Below are 17,089 nucleotides of genomic sequence, written 5' to 3'. Positions count from 1 at the left end.
ACGCAACCCGAGGCACCTGAAAATTAATTAATTTAGAAACTAATTAAAAAAAAACCACCACTACCCATACCCCAAAACTTAATAACATGTTAACAATATGCCTCCCCCTGGCTTAGCAGAGGGCACATACCAACAAAAACAAAAAAAGGATATCCCCATGCATTCGTGCCTTTTCCGCACGGCGGCAAGCGCTAGCCTGTGCGCCGCGTTTACCCCTTTGGTCGCACATGCCGACTTTATCCAGGACAGCAAGGCCAGCCTGGACCTGCGTAACTTCTATATGAACCGCGACTTTCGCCAGGCCAACGCGCCGCAGAACAAGGCTGATGAGTGGGCGCAAGGGTTTGTTCTGCGTCTGGAATCAGGCTACACGAAAGGCATGGTCGGTTTCGGTTTGGATGCCCTGGGTGAAATGGGTTTGAAGCTCGATTCCAGCCGCGACCGCCGGGGTACCGGGCTGCTGCCCTTTGGCGCGAACGGGCAGCCAGCCGACAGCTACAGCGAACTCGGCATGACCGCCAAATTGCGCGTGTCAAAAACCGTGCTCAAGCTGGGCACCCTGCAACCGATATTGCCGGTGGCCGCCTACAACGACACCCGGCTGCTGCCTTCGACCTATAACGGTGAACTGCTGACGTCCCAAGACATCGACGGCCTAACCCTGAACGTCGCCCGCCTGGAAAAACAAAACCTTCGGGACTCCTCCGACAACGAATCCATGAGCTATGGCGGCCTCGCCAGCAGCCACCTTGATCTTGCCGGCGGCACCTACGCGATCAATCCGCACCTAGCGACTACGTATTACTACGCGCAGATGCAGGATATCTACCGTCAGAACTTCATCGGTTTGGTGCATGATTTGCCGCTGGCTGAAGGTATGAACCTGCGCACTGATCTGCGTTACTTCGATACTCGCGAGCAAGGCAGCGCCCTCCTACGCAGCCCTTCCCGCGTCGACAACGGGCGGATAGACAACCGCTTTTTCAACGGCATGTTTAGCCTGTCGGTGGGCGCGCATAAATTCGGCCTGGGCTACCAGAACCTTTCCGGTGACGGCGACTTTGCCTTCCCAGGACAAGATCCCTATTCGGTCAACCTGGTGACCATCAATATCTTCACCAAGGCCAACACCGAAGCCTGGCAGGCACGCTACGACTACAACTTCGCCGCCCTCGGCCTGCCCGGCCTGACCTTCATGACCCGCTACGTTGACGGCAGCCACGCGCAAACCGCCACGGTACGTAACGGCCGAGAATGGGAGCGCGACACCGACCTCGTCTACACCGTACAAAGCGGCCCACTGAAGAACGTCAACGTGCGACTGCGTAACGCGACCCTTCGCTCCAGCAACGGCCTGACCAGCGACATTGACGAAAACCGGGTGATCATCGGCTACACCCTGGCGTTATGGTGACGCGGGAGTGAAATGTGCAATCAGTTCCCTGTAAAAGCCATTTTTAAAGGAAGTGACAGCGACCAAGATGATCAAACTGGTGCCGATGCAGGAGTCAGTATGGCGGCTTCACCGCAATCCCGATTGCTGCAGGCGATACTCTCCCGGCGTCATATGCGCGTAACGCTGAAAGAAACGGCTGAAATAGGCTGGGTCCTTGAACCCCAACTGGTAGCAGATTTCACTGGCGGAACTTCCCGTGAACAGCAAAAGACGCTTGGCTTCCTGCATGACTCTCTCCAGAACCAACCGCTTCGACGGCAAGTCGGCGATCCTTCGACATACGTCATTGAGACGTGCCTCCGTGACGCCCACTCCCTCGGCATAACGCGACAACGGCCAATGCTGCAAGTAGTGGTGCTCAATCAATTCATTGAAGCGATGGAAGATCCGCAGGTCTTCCTGACGCGCAGGCCGGGCTTGCAGAGAGTTAGCGCAGAGTCTGAGCAGGTTGATCATGATCAAGCGCGTCAAATTGTCCAGGGCCGAACTACGCCCAGCGCCAGCGGTGTTGATTTCGTTGCTCAGCTCCTCAAACAAAAACTCCAGCCGCCTAACCTCGATAGGGAACTGGGCAAGCGCTACACAGGCCGCAGGCAACTGCGAGCCGGAGACCAGCGCCGGGTCCGCATCTATCAGCCCCCAAACGAGCTGCTGGCGCACCGTCAGCACATGCCCGTCAGCATCTGCCTCTGTTACAAAAGAGTGGGCTACCGTCGGCGGCGTAATAAAAAACATCGGGCCCGACTCCAGGTATTGCTGATCATCCAGGTAAACACGCACCGACCCACTCTTGACGTAGTGCACTTGGAAAAATCGGTCGTGTCGATGCACAGGCATGTTGCGACCAAAAAAATCCGCCAGGTTGCCCAGCTTGTCGTAATGCACTTCAGCATCGCTATAGCGTTGGTCGTACACCTGACCGATGTTGATATTGGGGATCGGCTTACGATCGTTCATCGCGGGTTTCTCTTTTTTATTGGGGAGCCAGCCAAGCTGAAACGGCCGCAATTCAGCGGATTTCAGCGACTCACCACGCTCAAACGATATTGCCACGCTTGACGATAGTTAACATCTTAATTATAACGTTAATAGGTTAACAAATATTCCACGGAGCAGGTCCTGATCTGCCCCGACACTGCCAGGAGAAAAGCATGAGCCGTGCCCTGCATGATGTTGCGAGCGGCACCCTGTTCGGCGTAGCGCTGAACTATCAGGGGTTGCTGAACCAACGTCTCGCCGAATTCGAACAAGCGCCTTACCAGAAGCCACCGGTCAAGCCGGTGTTATTCATCAAGACGCCCAACACCCGCAACAGTCACGATGGCGTGGTGCTGCACCCACAGGGTGAACGCCTGCAACCCGGCCCGGCACTCGGCGTGGTGATCGGTAAAAGCGCCAGTCGGGTCAGTGTTGAAGATGCCCTTGAGCATGTGGCCGGCTACACCATCGTCAATGAGTTCAGCCTCCCAGAAGACAGCTACTACCGCCCTGCGGTGAAAGCCAAGTGCCGGGACGGTTTCTGCGCATTGGGCCCCGAACTAGTGGCTCGTGACCAGATTGCCAACCCGCATCAATTGGCCGTGAAGCTGTTCGTCAACGGTGAACTGCGCCAGCAAAACTCCACCGCCAACTTCGTGCGCAGCCTCCCGCAGTTGATCGCCGAGATCAGCGAGTTCATGACCCTGCACGAGGGCGATGTGCTGATCACCGGCACTCCCGAAGGCCGTGTGGATGTGCAACCCGGCGACACGGTTGAAGTCGAGATCAGCGGCCTAGGTCGCCTGGTCAACCACATCAAGGCAGAGGAGCTGTCATGAAACACGCCCGTATTCGCTTTGAAGGTGCCGTGCACCAGGTTCTGGTAGAGGCACAGAACGCCGTGCGCCTGGCCGACGGTCGCCTGCTGGCTGAAGACCAGGTCGAATGGCTGCCACCGGCCAACGGCAGCATGTTTGCATTGGGCCTGAACTACGCCGATCACGCCGCCGAACTGGCCTTCAAGCCGCCGACCGAACCGCTGGCGTTCATCAAGTCCCCCGGCACCTACACCGGCCACAACCAGGTGACCTGGCGCCCGGACAACGTCGCCTACATGCACTACGAGTGCGAACTGGTGGCGGTCATCGGCAAGCCGGCGCGCAACGTCAAGCGCGAGAACGCCCTGGAGTATCTGGCCGGCTACACGGTGTGCAACGACTACGCGATCCGCGACTACCTGGAAAACTACTACCGCCCCAACCTGCGGGTGAAAAACCGCGACGCCACCACGCCTGTGGGCCCATGGATAGTCGACGTCGCCGACGTGCCAGACCCAAGCAACCTGACGCTGCGCACCTGGATCAACGGTGAACTGCGCCAGGAAGGCAGCACGAAAGACATGATTTTCGACATCCCGTATTTGATCGAATACCTGTCCAGCTTCATGACCCTGCAGCCCGGCGACATGATCGCCACCGGCACCCCGGAAGGCCTGGCGGATGTGGTGCCGGGGGACGAAGTGGTCGTGGAAGTGGAAGGCGTCGGTCGCCTGGTCAATCGAATTGTCAGCGAGGCGGACTTCTCCGCCCGTAAAGAGGCTTGAGCAATATGATCAAACACTGGATCAACGGCCGTGAGGTCGAAAGCAAAGACACCTTCATCAACTACAACCCGGCCACCGGCGAAGCCATCGGTGAAGTGGCCAGCGGCGGTGCCGAGGAAGTGGCGCAGGCCGTTGCAGCAGCCAAGGAAGCCTTTCCGAAGTGGGCAGGCACACCGGCCAAAGAACGTGCCCGCTTGATGCGCAAGCTCGGTGAGCTGATCGAACAGAACGTGCCGCACCTGGCCGAGCTGGAAACCCTCGACACCGGCCTGCCGATCCACCAGACCAAGAACGTGCTGATTCCACGGGCCTCTCACAACTTCGATTTCTTCGCCGAAGTCTGCACCCGCATGGACGGCCACAGTTACCCGGTGGACGACCAGATGCTCAACTACACACTTTACCAGCCGGTGGGTGTGTGTGCGTTGGTGTCGCCATGGAACGTGCCGTTCATGACCGCCACCTGGAAGACTGCGCCGTGCCTGGCGCTGGGCAATACCGCGGTGCTGAAAATGTCCGAGCTGTCGCCGCTGACGGCCAATGAACTGGGGCGCCTGGCGGTCGAGGCCGGAATTCCCAAAGGCGTGCTGAACGTGATCCAGGGCTACGGCGCCACCGCCGGTGATGCGCTGGTGCGCCACCCGGACGTACGGGCGATTTCCTTTACCGGCGGTACTGCCACCGGCAAGAAAATCATGCAGACCGCCGGATTGAAAAAGTACTCCATGGAACTGGGCGGCAAGTCGCCGGTGCTGATCTTTGAAGACGCCGACCTGGAACGCGCCCTCGACGCGGCACTGTTCACCATCTTCTCGCTGAACGGTGAACGCTGCACCGCCGGCAGCCGGATCTTCATTCAGGAGAGCGTGTACCCGCAGTTCGTCGCCGAGTTCGCCGCCCGCGCCAAACGCCTGATCGTCGGCGATCCGCAAGACCCCAAAACCCAGGTCGGCTCGATGATCACCCAGGCCCACTATGACAAGGTCACCGGCTACATCAAGATTGGCCTCGAAGAAGGCGCCACCCTGCTGGCCGGAGGCTTGGAACGCCCGGCCAACCTGCCGGCGCACCTGAGCCGCGGGCAATTTATCCAGCCGACAGTATTTGCCGACGTAAACAACAGTATGCGCATTGCCCAGGAAGAAATCTTTGGCCCGGTGGTGTGCCTGATCCCGTTCAAGGACGAAGCCGAAGCACTGCAACTGGCCAACGATACCGAGTACGGCCTGGCGTCCTACATCTGGACCCAGGACATCGGCAAGGCGCACCGTCTGGCCTACGGCATCGAAGCCGGCATGGTGTTTATCAATAGTCAGAACGTGCGGGACTTGCGCCAGCCATTCGGTGGAGTAAAAGGTTCCGGCACTGGTCGTGAAGGCGGCCAGTACAGCTTCGAAGTGTTCGCTGAAATCAAGAACGTTTGTATCTCCATGGGCAGCCATCACATTCCGCGCTGGGGACTTTGAACAGCCATCAGCGGCTGTAGAAGCCCGCGATGCGTCGCGCATCGGCGCATCGCAGGCTTCACCTGCTTCCAAATTAAATAACAACAATTTCAGGAGAATCATCATGGGCGAAGTCGTACTGGCCGCGAAGATCTGCCACGTCCCTTCGATGTACCTGTCGGAACTGCCCGGCAAGCACCACGGTTGCCGTGAGGCAGCCATCGCCGGGCACAAGGAAATCGGGCGGCGCGCCCGTGAACTTGGTGCCGACACCGCGGTGGTGTTCGACGTACACTGGCTGGTCAACAGCGGCTATCACGTCAACTGCGGCGAGCATTTCAAGGGCACCTACACCAGCAACGAGCTGCCGCACTTCATCAAGAACATGGAGTACGAGTACCCGGGCTGCCCGGAGCTGGGCGAGTTGATCGCCGCCGAGGCCAACCTGGCCGGCGTGCGCACCATGGCCCACAACATCCCGAGCCTGGAGCTGGAATACGGCACCCTGGTGCCGATGCGCTACATGCACATGGGCGTGCCGGACGAGCAGAAGTTCGACGTGATCTCGATTGCCGCGTGGTGCGCCTGGCACCGCCTGGAAGACAGCTTCGCGTTCGGCGCCGCCGTGCGCCGGGCGATCGAGAAAAGCGACCGCAAAGTGCTGGTGCTGGCCTCGGGTTCCCTCTCTCACCGTTTCTCGGACGACCGCGAAGCCGAAGCCAACATCCACAACTGGACCCGTGAATTCGACAAACAGATGGACCTGCACGTGGTGGAGATGTGGAAGCAAGGCCGCTTCAAGGAGTTCTGCGCAATGCTGCCGGACTACGCCGAGCACTGCTTCGGCGAAGGCAAGATGCACGACACCGCGATGCTCCTGGGACTGCTGGGCGGGCCGGACTACAACCAGCCGGCCGAGATCATCACCCAGCCGTTCGGCAGCTCGGGCACCGGGCAGATCAATGCCATTTTCCCGGTTTGAAACAGCTGAAAGCTTCAAGCTCAAAGCTGCAAGACAACACATCTTGCAGCCTGAAGCTCCCCACTGCCGACAACGGAGGCCCCATGCCGCATTTCATCGCCGAATACACCGACAACATTGAACAGCAGGCCAACCTGCCGGCCCTGTTCGAGCAGGTACACGCCGTGCTGGGCGACAGCGGCGTGTTTCCCCTGGGGGGCATCCGCAGTCGCGGGGTGCGACTGGACACCTGGCACATGGCCGACGGCAAGCATGACTACGCTTTCGTCCATATGACCCTCAAGGTTGGCCACGGGCGAGACCTGGAAACCCGCAAGGCGGTGGCCGAAGCCCTGTTCAAGGTCATCACCGAGCACTTCGCCGAGCTGCAATCCCAGCGGCTGCTTGCATTGTCGTTCGAGATGATCGAGCTGCACCCCGAGCTGAATTTCAAGCAGAACAATGTGCACGCATTCCTGAAGAACCAGGCGGGCTGACCACAGCCCACCTTTCCGCCCATGGCCACTCAAACAAAAAAGAACAACATCATGAGCACAGCCAATACCGCCGACAGCGCCACCCTGATCGAACATCAGCGCACCCACAGCATCGTCACTTGGCGACTGATGCCGTTGTTGCTGATCTGCTATCTGTTTGCCCATCTGGACCGGATCAACATCGGCTTCGCCAAGATGCAGATGAGCACCGACCTGCACTTCAGCGACACGGTGTACGGCCTCGGTGCCGGCCTGTTTTTCATCGCCTACGCGCTGTTCGGCGTGCCGAGCAACATGGCCCTGGACAGGGTCGGCCCACGGCGCTGGATCGCCTGCCTAATGGTGGTGTGGGGCCTGCTGTCCACCAGCATGTTGTGGATCGAAAGCTCCACCGGTTTCTATGTGCTGCGCTTTTTGTTGGGGGTGGCGGAAGCCGGCTTTTTCCCGGGGATCCTGGTGTTTCTCAACCGCTGGTACCCAGCCCGCCGCCGGGCGCAAGTCACCGCGCTGTTTGCGATTGCCGTGCCCATGGCCGGTGTGATTGGCGGCCCGTTGTCCGGCGCAATCCTGGAGAACTTCCATGATTTCGGCGGGTTGCGGGGCTGGCAATGGATGTTCCTGATCGAAGGCGCCCCGGTGGTGCTGCTCGGCCTGGTCGTCCTGAAATACCTGCCCGACAGCTTCGAAACCGTGAAGTGGCTGGAGCCCGCGCAAAAGCAACAACTGCGCGAGCAACTGAGCACTGAAGAACAGCGCAAATCCATCACCTCCTTTGGCGGCATCCTGCGTGACCCGCAGGTGTGGCTGCTGGTGGCGGTGTACTTCGCGGTGATGCTGGCGGTGAACACCCTGGCGTTCTGGATGCCCACGCTGATCCACGGCGCCGGCATCGGCCGCGACAGCCAGGTCGGCCTGCTGAGCGCCGTGCCATACCTGGCCGGGTGCTCCTTCATGATCGCCTGCGGGCGCTCGTCCGACCGCAACCGCGAACGCCGCTGGCACCTGTGCGTGCCGTTGCTGATGTCGGCCATCGGTATTGCGGTGGCCGGGCTCTCGCCCACCAACCCTACCCTGGTGTTGGGCGGCCTGATTCTCGCCGGCATGGGCGCCAGCGCTGCGCTGCCGATGTTCTGGCAATTGCCGCCGGCGTTCCTGTCCAACAGCACCCAGGCGGCCGGCATCGCGCTGATCAGCTCGTTCGGCAGCATCGCCTCGTTCCTCGCGCCCTACCTGATCGGCTGGATGCGCGACACCACCCAAAGCGCGAGCCTGGCCCTGTACGTGCTCGCGCTGCTTATCGCCCTCGGCGGCCTGCTGGTGCTGCGCACCCACGCCGCCATCGTCAATCCCCAGTAGAGAGTTTGTCATGCTTGATCAAGCCCAAATCCAGCAAGCCGCCACCCGACTCGACCAGGCCGAGCGTTCCCGTGAACAGGTGCGCCAGTTTTCCCTGGATCACCCGAACATCACGATTGAAGACGCCTACGCCATCCAGCGCGCCTGGGTGGCCCAGAAAATCAAGGACGGGCGCAAGCTGGTCGGGCACAAGATCGGCCTCACCTCCCGGGCGATGCAGGTGTCGTCGAACATCACCGAGCCGGATTACGGCGCCCTGCTCGATGACATGTTCTTCGACGAAGGCACCGACATCCCGTTCGAGCGCTTCATCGTGCCAAGGGTGGAAGTGGAGCTGGCGTTCATCCTCGGCAAGCCGCTCAAGGGGCCGAACTGCACGATCTTCGATGTATTGGACGCCACTGAATGGGTGATCCCGGCCCTGGAAATCATCGACGCCCGCATCCAGCAGATCGATCCGCACACCAACGCCACACGCAAGGTGTTCGACACCATTTCCGACAACGCCGCCAACGCCGGCGTGGTGATGGGCGGCCGCGCCGTACGCCCCACCGAGATCGACCTGCGCAAGGTGCCCGCTGTGCTGTACCGCAACGGGGTGATTGAGGAGTCCGGGGTGTCGGCTGCCGTGCTCAACCACCCGGCCAAGGGCGTGGCGTGGCTGGCGAACAAACTGGCGCCGTACGACGTCACCTTGCAACCCGGCCAGATCATCCTCGGCGGCTCGTTTACCCGCCCGGTAGCGGCGAATCCAGGCGATACCTTCCATGTCGACTACGACATGCTCGGTTCCATCTCCTGCCGCTTTGTCTGAATACTGGAGGACCGTTTCATGGACATGCCCATCAACCGCTTCAAGCAGCGCCTGCAACGTGGCGAAACCCAGATCGGCCTGTGGCTCGGTTTGGCCGACGCTTATTGCGCCGAACTGGCCGCGAATGCCGGGTTCGACTGGCTACTGATCGACGGCGAGCACGCACCCAATGACCTGCGCGGCATGCTTGGCCAGTTGCAGGCCGTTGCGCCTTACGACAGCCAACCGGTGATTCGCCCGGTGATCGGCGATACGGCGTTGATCAAGCAGGCTCTGGATATTGGCGTGCAGACGCTGTTGGTGCCGATGGTGGAGACGGCTGAACAGGCCCAGCAGTTAGTGCGGGCCGTGCGTTATCCGCCCTTTGGCGTACGGGGCGTTGGCAGTGCGCTGGCACGGGCTTCGCGCTGGAACAGCATTCCGGGTTATCTGGATGAAGCGGATGCGCAGATGTGCCTGCTGGTGCAGATCGAGAACCGTGAAGGCCTGGACAACCTGGACGCGATTGCGGCGGTTGATGGGGTGGACGGGGTGTTTATCGGGCCGGCGGATTTGAGCGCGGCCATGGGGCATAGGGGGAATCCCGGGCATCCCGACGTGCAGGCAGCGATTGAGGACGCGATTGGACGGATTCAAAAGGCTGGCAAGGCGGCGGGGATCTTGAGTGCGGATGAGAAATTGGCGCGGCTGTACATCGAGTTGGGAGCGGCGTTTGTGGCGGTAGGCGTGGATACGACGGTGTTGATGCGCGGGTTGCAGGGGTTGGCTGCCAAGTTCAAGGACACCGCAGCACCGACCGTTACCGGCGGCGTGTACTGACGCTCACATAACGAAGATCCAGAATCTGGGAGCAACCCCGCTCCCAAATTTTGGATCTGCGGTGTTTTTACGTTTGATGGTCTCCAAATCATCCAGCAACCCCAACAATACCTGCAACGCTTCCTCCCCAAACGGGCCCTGCAAGCGCTGATAATTTTCCTCTATGCGATGGCTCATCGACTCGAACTGGCTTTGCCCTTCTCCGTCAGCTTCACCAGTATCCGCCGTTTATCCTGCTCGGCTCCGCGCCGGTGCACCATCCCCGCCGCCTCCATGCGCACCAGCACACCTATCATGCTCGGCTTGAGAATGCACGCTAGTTCGACGAGTTTGTAAATCTCCATTTCGTCGTGCAGGCTAAGAATTTGAATAACCCGCCATTGCTGCTCGGTCAGCCCATGTTCATTCAGCGAGGCCGGAAAAAGATCAGCGCCGCGTCACGGACCTGTAACTAGATTAAGGTCAGGGACTGCCTGTGTTGGGCATTAACTTCGGTTCGTAACTGAGTTAACGGATTAATAAAATTCATAAGTGATTGATACGTGCAAAAAACGGCGCCTCTTGGCGCCGTGAAATAAGCGGGATGTTATCAACAGTGATTGATCAGTTGCTTTAGCACGGTCTTGAAGGTATCGATCTGCTCTTCGCTGAAATCGCTGAACACCATGTCTTGCTGTTCTCGTGCAATCGCCCATAAGTCCTCCGTCTGATCCAGACCGGTAGCGGTCAGACGCACACGGTTTTCATCGTCGCTCACCAGCCCTTTGCGCTTAAGATTGGCCACAGCCTCATCGATCTCTCGAACCGGCATCGCCACTTCGCGCAGCAGGTCACTCATGCTCAAGCCAGCGTCACTTTCCAGCACCATCAGCATGCGCGCCTCACTGGTACGCAGTCCGGTGGACAATTGCCGTGGCTGGTAGCTGGACTGATAAGCACGCACAGCTTGAGTCATCAGGTAATACAGGTTGTGGCTCAGACGTCCCTGAAAATGGCTGCTTGGCGCCTGATTTTCGTCACGTTGGGTCATCCGCGTATGTGGTAGCACCATGGAGTACGCGCCTTGGTGATAAAGCAACGGCGACCGGCCGAAGTCGTCAAACGCCACGACCTTGCCGATCATGATCCAGTGATCACCGCCGTCCACCTGTTGGTATTTCTCGCAATGAAACCGTGCCGAACAGTCAGCAAAGACCGGCGCGCCACCCTCACCTGGTTCAAATTGAATTTCGGCGAAACGGTCTTCCTTGGGACGGGCAAAGTTGTTCGACAGGTCAATCTGGTCAGCTGCCAGCACGTTGACCGCAAAATGGCTGGCCTGCTCGAATACCTCATGGCTGTTAGAACGTTTGTCGATACTCCACAGCACAAGCGGTGGATCAAGGGATACCGAATTGAAACTGTTGGCCGTAACGCCTACCTTACGACCACTGGCGTCGGCGGCAGTCACGACAGTGACGCCGGTAGCAAAATTCCCCAGAGCCCGGCGAAAGGCACGAGCGTCGAAGAGCGTAGGGTTTATATCAGACATGCAAGACTCCCGGACCGCTTCTACAAGCAATCCTGATTGTTGTTATAGAGACTTTGGGTGTTCGACTTAGATCATGCTTGGGTCAGGATCTAGGCCCATCAGCTCACGGCCCAAAATCTGCGCGCACACGTCATAGTCGGTGTAGGCATGGGCGCCGGTCATATGCGAGTCACGGAATAGACGCTGCATTTCATTGTGCTCGAACCAGGCATTACCACCAGCAGCCTCGAACAGACGGTCGACAGCCTGGATGCACATTTTGGTCGCGTATGCCTGATTGGTGCGCCAGAAGGCCAAGGTCTCGCGAGTTGGATAGCGATGTTGCTCACTGTGTTCAGCATGTTCCTGCCACGTCTTTTCTAAGAAAGCACGGGCCGCCGCCACCTGGTGAGTTGACTCCGCCAGGCGCATAAGGGCTGGCGTTGCCGCCCCTACTGCGGCGCCGGTATAGGCACGTACGCGGGTTTTGGTCTTTTCCCGGAATACGTCAAGCATCCGTTCGGCCACCCCCAAGCTCACGGTGGAAAACCCGCTGGCGAAGTAAGGACGGTACGGCGAGTAGAAAATCTTGCTGTCTGGGTACAGACCAAAGCCTGCGGACTTGCCTTCCATCATGTCTTTGGCTTTCTGAATTCGGTGTTCCGGCACCCACGCATTTTCGATGATCAGTGTCTTGGTGCCGCTGCCTTTCATGCCGGCTGCAAACCAATCATCACGGATCTGATAATCACTGCGCGGCAGCACGGCGAAACAATAGTCCTGGTTACCCTCGGTGTTCTTGCGACGGAAGCCGACGATCGCCCACTCAGCGTGATCGCAGCCGCTGCTCCAGCCCATCTCACCGCTGAACAACACGCCGCCTTCAACTTCTTCGGTGCGGCCGAACGGCGCGATGCTGCTGCTGGCCGTGGCATTGGGGTCATCGCCCCAGACTTCCTGTTGGAGCTTGGCGGAAAACATCGCCAGTTGATGGCTGTGCGTGCACAGCAGGCTCATCGCCCAGGCCGTGCTGGCACAGGCGCCGGCGAGCAAGGCGATGCAATCGGCAAATTGGGGCAGTGAGATTTCCATTCCGCCGAACTGGCGGGGCTGAAACGCTCGGTGCATACCGATGCTTTTGAGCAGCGAAATGTTTTCGTCAGGGACCTTGCGGCTTTGCTCAGCCTGGAACGCGTTGGCTGCAATGTTCGGCAGAATCGACTTGAGATCGTCAAAGAGCGGGTTTGGCTTTTTCATGGGAGGTCCTGCTTATTATTGGATGTCCGGCGTTCTCCCACTATCAAGGAGTTGCACCGGCTGCAGGACCAGTATGGGGTGAGTGGTACGTCTGGAAAATGCACCTTCCATATGCAAAATTGTACTTTCCATGGGAAGTTTCTCCCTCAAAAAAAAGCGCCGCGCCGATAACACACACGGGCACTATAAATAAGCCACCGGCATACAGAATGCGCATACCGGCGTAGGTCTCAGCCGCAAATGCTCAAGGTCGAGTCAGTAGAAATACGCCACGCGAAACTGCAGCGAATTATCAATCTTCACCCCCTCACGCACTGAGGTGTCATGCATGAGCTGCCCCAAGACTTGCACTTGCTTACCCAGCATTGTCGCAACGGTAAAGCCTACGGTACCGTTGCTCCGGCTTGTGGCGAGAGTTTCATGGTCAAGTGTCTCGCGCGCGCCCCAATTATGTCGGTAGGAGATAGCTGCGTAGGTATCAGGTGTAAAGTTGTAGCGCAGATGATTGTGCAACTGAAGCAATGGATCTTTTTTGGAGTTGGTAGAACGCTGCTCATCATAGAATTCGGTTTCAGCGATCACGTCCCATGTGATCTTGTCGGTCAGTCCTTTTATATAGCCGACCTGAAAATCCAGAGCCCAGCGATTGTCGCTCAAGGCAAACCCCTGATTCTTCTCGCTGCCAGTAGGGGCGGTAACAAATACCGACCAGCCGAGATGTTCATTCTTGGCAAGATCCGCAATGGTCCATACCGTCCCACCGAAAGTAATATCACCCAGGCCTGAATTTTTGCTGTCAGTGGCACCGGTCTTTTGATACCCAAAAGGAATGACAATCTGCGGATCCCACGTAAGTCCTGTATTGAAAAACTCTGTGAAGTGGATCAGTCGCAAGACCCCGACAGTCAGATCAAGGTCCAGATTGTCGGCAACTTTCTTGCCGCCTGAGTAGACCTTATCTCCTCTGGGGTTCTGCTGGTACAGCACCACCACATCGGTGCCTTGCGGTAATGCGGTGTAATCGCCAGGGTCTGGTTTCACATCAGCCAGGGCCAAAGGAGCCAAGCTAGCGAAAAGTGCGCTGAACGTCAGAGTGCTGAGTGTTTTCATGGCGTGTCTCTTTATTTTTATTTGAGGCAGAGCTTCGCCGTGACGACTCCTGAAGGAGCCGCCAGGCGCAGGTTAAACAGCATGGGATCAGTGAGAGGCGGAGTGCCCCGCGGCCTTGAGGTCAGCCTGCAAATCCTGGGTACGCTTAACGAGGTATTGACGAATCATTTCCATATCTTCTTGCTGAAGAATGTCCGAGAAGTTTGGCATTCCCTTGCTAATCAATGCACCGCTGACAAAAGCAGGAAACGCCGCGTGCTTGTTGTCATCCAGATAGCGCAAGTCTGGCACCACGCCACCACTGATGGCATTAAGACCATGGCAGCCGGCACACAGGCCATTAAACAGACCTCGGGCCTGAGCGAGTTGCTCGGGGGTTGCCGTCAGTTTCTGTTGGGTCGTTGGCAAAACAGGTGCGACCTTTGGAGGTGGCAACTCCCCATGGGCACCGAGCTTGAAGGCGATTACCCGCGATTCGGCGCGCACCTTACCTTTGTTGGTCAATGGTCCAGTCAGCAAGGGTATGATTCCACCCCAACCCACCGAGAACGCCACATATTGCTCGCCATTAACCGCATAGGTGACGGGCCCTGCCATCACCCCGGAGTTAGCCCTATGCTCCCACAGCTGCTTACCGGTGTCGGCGCTATAGGCGACTACTCGTCCATCGGCAGTGCCTTGGAACACTAGGTTGCCCGCGGTTGCCAGCGTGCCTCCGTTGCCAGCGCTGATATACGACTGCTTCCAGGCCGCCTTCTGTTTAACCGGATCCCAAGCAATGAGCTCACCACTCCAGGCGTCACGGATTGTATTCAAGACTTTCGGATCTTCAGGCAAGTCCGGAACATCAAGCCCAAAGTTCACCACCGACTTGTTCGACAAAAACATAGGCGCTTTAGCGGCCTTAAGTTCGGCCAAGGTGTACTGGGCGGGAATGTAGACGTATCCGGTCTTCGGGCTAAACGACATGGGGTGCCAGTTGTGCCCACCGAGGAAACTTGGCTGTACTACTTTCGGCTCTTTGGAGTAGTCGGCCGCGCCGGTAAGAATCGGTCGACCGGTTTTCATGTCGATACCACTGGCCCAATTGACCGGAACGAAATTCTTAGCCGACAGCAACTTGCCATTGGTGCGGTCAAGGACGTAGAAAAAGCCGTTCTTCGGCGCTTGCATGATTACTTTGCGGACTTTGCCGTCAATCTTGATATCAGCCAATATCATGTGTTGCGTGGCGGTGAAATCCCACTGGTCTTGGGGTGTGATTTGGTAGTGCCAGACGTATTCTCCTGTGTCTGGCCGCAACGCCAGAATCGAAGACACGTAGAGGTTGTCACCCTTACCATTGGTACGGAACTGGTAGTTCCAAGGTGAGCCGTTACCAGTGCCCACGTAGAGAAGATCGAGCTCCGGGTCGTAGGCCATGGAGTCCCAGACCGTCCCGCCGCCGCCCCATTTAACCCAGCCGTCGCCGTCCCAGGTTTTAATCGCCTTGGCCATGGCACTGTTTTCAGGTGGCAGCTTCGGATCACCCGGCACGGTATAAAACCGCCATGCCTGCTTGCCGGTCTCGGCGTCGTAAGCGGTAACATAACCGCGAACGCCAAACTCGGCACCGCCATTGCCGATCAGCACCTTGCCTTTAACGATTCGTGGAGCCCCCGTGATTGAGTAGCTCTTCGTCCGATCGATAATGGTGTCAACGCTCCAAACGGGCTGGCCATCAATTGCATCAAGGGCTATCAAACGACCATCAAAGCTACCCACGTAGACCTTGCCCTGCCATACCGCAACGCCACGGTTGACGGGACCACAACAGCCCTGGCTAAGGTTTTCCGCCGGTACTTTCGGGTCATATTTCCAAACCAACGCACCCGTGGCTGCATTGATCGCATACACGATGCTAAACGCGCCGGTTGTGTACATCACTCCATCGACTACAAGCGGCGTAGCCTCGGTACCGCTGTCTATATCAAGCTTGGTCGTCCATGCCATACCCAACTGCCCGACGTTGCCAGTATTGACGCTATCCAGGGGGCTGTAACGCTGCTCATCGTAAGTGCGGCCATGGCTCATCCAGTTGCCTGGTTCTTGGTCAGCCGCGATGATTCGCTGGCCATCGACCTGAGCCGGGCCTGCCAACGCAACTGAGCAGAATGTAGCTATCAGCAAAGGGGTGCCTATCATCAGGCTCCGTATTCTCATTGTTTTTTTTCTCCGGCAATAATCGGCTCGGTATCACACCCCGGCCCAGGCAATCTTATTAGAGAGCCTGCCATGCAGGACGACTTGACTGAGTCTGCCAAACCGCTTGGCTTTTTCTGCCAGGTTTGCACTTACAGGATGTGTTGACGGAAATCCCGGGGAGCGTGCTGGAAATGTCGTTTGAACGCGCGACTGAAGTGCGCGGCATCGACAAAACCCCATTTGAATGCGATCTGAGTGATTGACTCGTGACGGAGGTCGTGAGCCCGCAGATCCTGTGCCACCCTTTCCAAGCGGCGTTGCTGAATGTAGCGAGAGATGCTTTCGTGACGTTGTTCGAAAAGCCGGTATAACTGTCGGACCGAGACATTCAACCGTCGGGCCAGGTATTCAGGGCTCAACTCGGTGTCTTGGAGAGAAGCCTCAACCAGACGCGTGGCCAAGCCATAGATGTCATCATGACCCACACAGGCAAAGCCAGGTTGCCCATCGGCACGTTCGTCTAAGCCGGCGGCGGCCAATCCAATCATTGCTTGCTCCAGAGCTGGGCCGTCGCTTCTACCGCCATAATCTTTGCTCAACTCTACGTCACCCAAGGAACGCACCAGTGCGCGAATCATGTGAGTGGCGACACTATTGCGAGCGAGCTTGCCGAACAGATGTTTATGGCTTAGCTGAAGGCTGACTTCCTCGCGAGAAAGATGAATCGAGATATTTTGCACCAGCCCCTGTGGTTCGATCTCAAATGCCCGCGCTGAGTCAACAAGGGCGACGTCTTCCGGCCCCAAATCGATTACCTGGTTTTGTTGGCGAATGCGCTGATGACCACCGTTCTGCAGAATCAGGAAGCAGTACCGATCGTCATCCCCGTCACCGCAGGTACGGTGGCGGCTAATCAGGCCTGCATTGGTTCGGATATGGGCTAACTCTAGGCCACAGACGTCTTGGCCGTGGACGCTACCGATAAATAGGCTGTGCTGATCTGACATCGCTGTGCTGAAGTTGCCGCATACCGCACGTAGGTCGCGGTTCCAGTTGGCGAACGCATCCGAAGAGTGAAACAAGGCAGGCATACCCCCTC

The 17,089-nt window shown here is 58.0% G+C and carries 15 protein-coding genes and 1 pseudogene; 9 read left to right on the top strand and 7 right to left on the bottom strand.

What is annotated here, in order from left to right; translation table 11 throughout:
• Window positions 1-157 precede the first annotated feature (157 nt).
• Entirely contained in the window at window positions 158-1,414 is a 1,257-nt protein-coding gene (locus YA0848_RS34355) for an OprD family porin (RefSeq protein WP_034097709.1), read from the top strand.
• 108 nt (window positions 1,415-1,522) lie between these two features.
• On the opposite strand, the gene hpaA is transcribed toward YA0848_RS34355, so the two are convergent.
• Window positions 1,523-2,413 (bottom strand): 4-hydroxyphenylacetate catabolism regulatory protein HpaA, encoded by an 891-nt coding sequence (gene hpaA / locus YA0848_RS34350; RefSeq protein WP_034097708.1) that lies wholly within the window; start codon window positions 2,411-2,413, stop codon window positions 1,523-1,525.
• 194 nt (window positions 2,414-2,607) lie between these two features.
• Between hpaA and YA0848_RS34345 the strand changes: the two genes are divergently transcribed.
• The 8 genes from YA0848_RS34345 (at window position 2,608) to hpaI (ending at window position 9,929) form a co-directional block, all read left to right on the top strand.
• The gene (locus YA0848_RS34345; RefSeq protein WP_034097707.1) at window positions 2,608-3,273 is read left to right on the top strand and encodes a fumarylacetoacetate hydrolase family protein; all 666 of its coding nucleotides are present in this window, start codon (window positions 2,608-2,610) and stop codon (window positions 3,271-3,273) included.
• Window positions 3,270-4,037: a fumarylacetoacetate hydrolase family protein gene (locus YA0848_RS34340; protein ID WP_034097706.1), complete on the top strand. Its 768-nt coding sequence runs from the start codon at window positions 3,270-3,272 to the stop codon at window positions 4,035-4,037. The genes YA0848_RS34345 and YA0848_RS34340 overlap by 4 nt, the downstream gene beginning before the upstream one ends.
• 5 nt (window positions 4,038-4,042) lie before the next feature.
• Window positions 4,043-5,503 (top strand): 5-carboxymethyl-2-hydroxymuconate semialdehyde dehydrogenase, encoded by a 1,461-nt coding sequence (hpaE, locus tag YA0848_RS34335; protein WP_198712468.1) that lies wholly within the window; start codon window positions 4,043-4,045, stop codon window positions 5,501-5,503.
• Window positions 5,504-5,606: 103 nt separating this feature from the next.
• Window positions 5,607-6,464 carry a 3,4-dihydroxyphenylacetate 2,3-dioxygenase gene (gene hpaD / locus YA0848_RS34330; RefSeq protein ID WP_198712467.1) on the top strand — a complete coding sequence of 286 codons (858 nt, stop codon included), beginning with the start codon at window positions 5,607-5,609 and terminating at the stop codon, window positions 6,462-6,464.
• Between the two features lie 83 nt (window positions 6,465-6,547).
• Complete coding sequence (locus YA0848_RS34325) at window positions 6,548-6,940, top strand: 5-carboxymethyl-2-hydroxymuconate Delta-isomerase (RefSeq protein WP_034097700.1); 393 nt, start codon at window positions 6,548-6,550, stop codon at window positions 6,938-6,940.
• A 51-nt stretch (window positions 6,941-6,991) separates the two neighbouring features.
• On the top strand, window positions 6,992-8,296 hold the full coding sequence (locus YA0848_RS34320) for an MFS transporter (protein WP_198712466.1): 1,305 nt from the start codon (window positions 6,992-6,994) through the stop codon (window positions 8,294-8,296).
• A gap of 10 nt (window positions 8,297-8,306) precedes the next feature.
• Window positions 8,307-9,110 (top strand): 2-oxo-hept-4-ene-1,7-dioate hydratase, encoded by an 804-nt coding sequence (gene hpaH, locus YA0848_RS34315; RefSeq protein ID WP_034097696.1) that lies wholly within the window; start codon window positions 8,307-8,309, stop codon window positions 9,108-9,110.
• 18 nt (window positions 9,111-9,128) lie between these two features.
• Window positions 9,129-9,929 (top strand): 4-hydroxy-2-oxoheptanedioate aldolase, encoded by an 801-nt coding sequence (gene hpaI, locus YA0848_RS34310; protein ID WP_034097693.1) that lies wholly within the window; start codon window positions 9,129-9,131, stop codon window positions 9,927-9,929.
• 69 nt (window positions 9,930-9,998) lie between these two features.
• On the opposite strand, the pseudogene hpaR reads toward hpaI, so the two are convergent.
• The 6 genes and pseudogenes from hpaR to feaR all read right to left on the bottom strand — a co-directional run.
• Window positions 9,999-10,359: pseudogene (gene hpaR / locus YA0848_RS34305) on the bottom strand (homoprotocatechuate degradation operon regulator HpaR); the annotation flags it as partial.
• A 159-nt stretch (window positions 10,360-10,518) separates the two neighbouring features.
• Window positions 10,519-11,460, bottom strand: a complete 942-nt coding sequence (locus YA0848_RS34300; protein WP_034097691.1) for a p-hydroxyphenylacetate 3-hydroxylase reductase component — start codon at window positions 11,458-11,460, stop codon at window positions 10,519-10,521.
• A 66-nt stretch (window positions 11,461-11,526) separates the two neighbouring features.
• The gene (locus YA0848_RS34295; protein WP_034097690.1) at window positions 11,527-12,696 is read right to left on the bottom strand and encodes a p-hydroxyphenylacetate 3-hydroxylase oxygenase component; all 1,170 of its coding nucleotides are present in this window, start codon (window positions 12,694-12,696) and stop codon (window positions 11,527-11,529) included.
• Window positions 12,697-12,951: 255 nt separating this feature from the next.
• On the bottom strand, window positions 12,952-13,806 hold the full coding sequence (locus tag YA0848_RS34290) for a transporter (protein ID WP_034097689.1): 855 nt from the start codon (window positions 13,804-13,806) through the stop codon (window positions 12,952-12,954).
• A gap of 87 nt (window positions 13,807-13,893) precedes the next feature.
• Window positions 13,894-15,990 carry a PQQ-dependent dehydrogenase, methanol/ethanol family gene (locus YA0848_RS34285; RefSeq protein ID WP_232925250.1) on the bottom strand — a complete coding sequence of 699 codons (2,097 nt, stop codon included), beginning with the start codon at window positions 15,988-15,990 and terminating at the stop codon, window positions 13,894-13,896.
• Between the two features lie 149 nt (window positions 15,991-16,139).
• The coding region (gene feaR / locus YA0848_RS34280; protein WP_232925249.1) for a transcriptional regulator FeaR at window positions 16,140-17,089 on the bottom strand (950 nt) is incomplete at its 5' end.

The sequence above is a fragment of the Pseudomonas sp. S4_EA_1b genome (assembly GCF_016307435.1).
GTDB lineage: Bacteria > Pseudomonadota > Gammaproteobacteria > Pseudomonadales > Pseudomonadaceae > Aquipseudomonas > Aquipseudomonas rhodesiae.
Note: the sequence above shows the minus strand (reverse complement) of the source record. Positions and strands in the feature narration are given on the sequence as shown.

Bases quoted from the DNA above. Each gene is read 5' to 3' on its own strand.
- YA0848_RS34355 (WP_034097709.1), top strand. From the start codon at position 158: ATGCATTCGTGCCTTTTCCGCACGGCGGCAAGCGCTAGCCTGTGCGCC.
- hpaA (WP_034097708.1), bottom strand. From the start codon at position 2,413: ATGAACGATCGTAAGCCGATCCCCAATATCAACATCGGTCAGGTGTAC.
- YA0848_RS34345 (WP_034097707.1), top strand. From the start codon at position 2,608: ATGAGCCGTGCCCTGCATGATGTTGCGAGCGGCACCCTGTTCGGCGTA.
- YA0848_RS34340 (WP_034097706.1), top strand. From the start codon at position 3,270: ATGAAACACGCCCGTATTCGCTTTGAAGGTGCCGTGCACCAGGTTCTG.
- hpaE (WP_198712468.1), top strand. From the start codon at position 4,043: ATGATCAAACACTGGATCAACGGCCGTGAGGTCGAAAGCAAAGACACC.
- hpaD (WP_198712467.1), top strand. From the start codon at position 5,607: ATGGGCGAAGTCGTACTGGCCGCGAAGATCTGCCACGTCCCTTCGATG.
- YA0848_RS34325 (WP_034097700.1), top strand. From the start codon at position 6,548: ATGCCGCATTTCATCGCCGAATACACCGACAACATTGAACAGCAGGCC.
- YA0848_RS34320 (WP_198712466.1), top strand. From the start codon at position 6,992: ATGAGCACAGCCAATACCGCCGACAGCGCCACCCTGATCGAACATCAG.
- hpaH (WP_034097696.1), top strand. From the start codon at position 8,307: ATGCTTGATCAAGCCCAAATCCAGCAAGCCGCCACCCGACTCGACCAG.
- hpaI (WP_034097693.1), top strand. From the start codon at position 9,129: ATGGACATGCCCATCAACCGCTTCAAGCAGCGCCTGCAACGTGGCGAA.
- YA0848_RS34300 (WP_034097691.1), bottom strand. From the start codon at position 11,460: ATGTCTGATATAAACCCTACGCTCTTCGACGCTCGTGCCTTTCGCCGG.
- YA0848_RS34295 (WP_034097690.1), bottom strand. From the start codon at position 12,696: ATGAAAAAGCCAAACCCGCTCTTTGACGATCTCAAGTCGATTCTGCCG.
- YA0848_RS34290 (WP_034097689.1), bottom strand. From the start codon at position 13,806: ATGAAAACACTCAGCACTCTGACGTTCAGCGCACTTTTCGCTAGCTTG.
- YA0848_RS34285 (WP_232925250.1), bottom strand. From the start codon at position 15,990: ATGATAGGCACCCCTTTGCTGATAGCTACATTCTGCTCAGTTGCGTTG.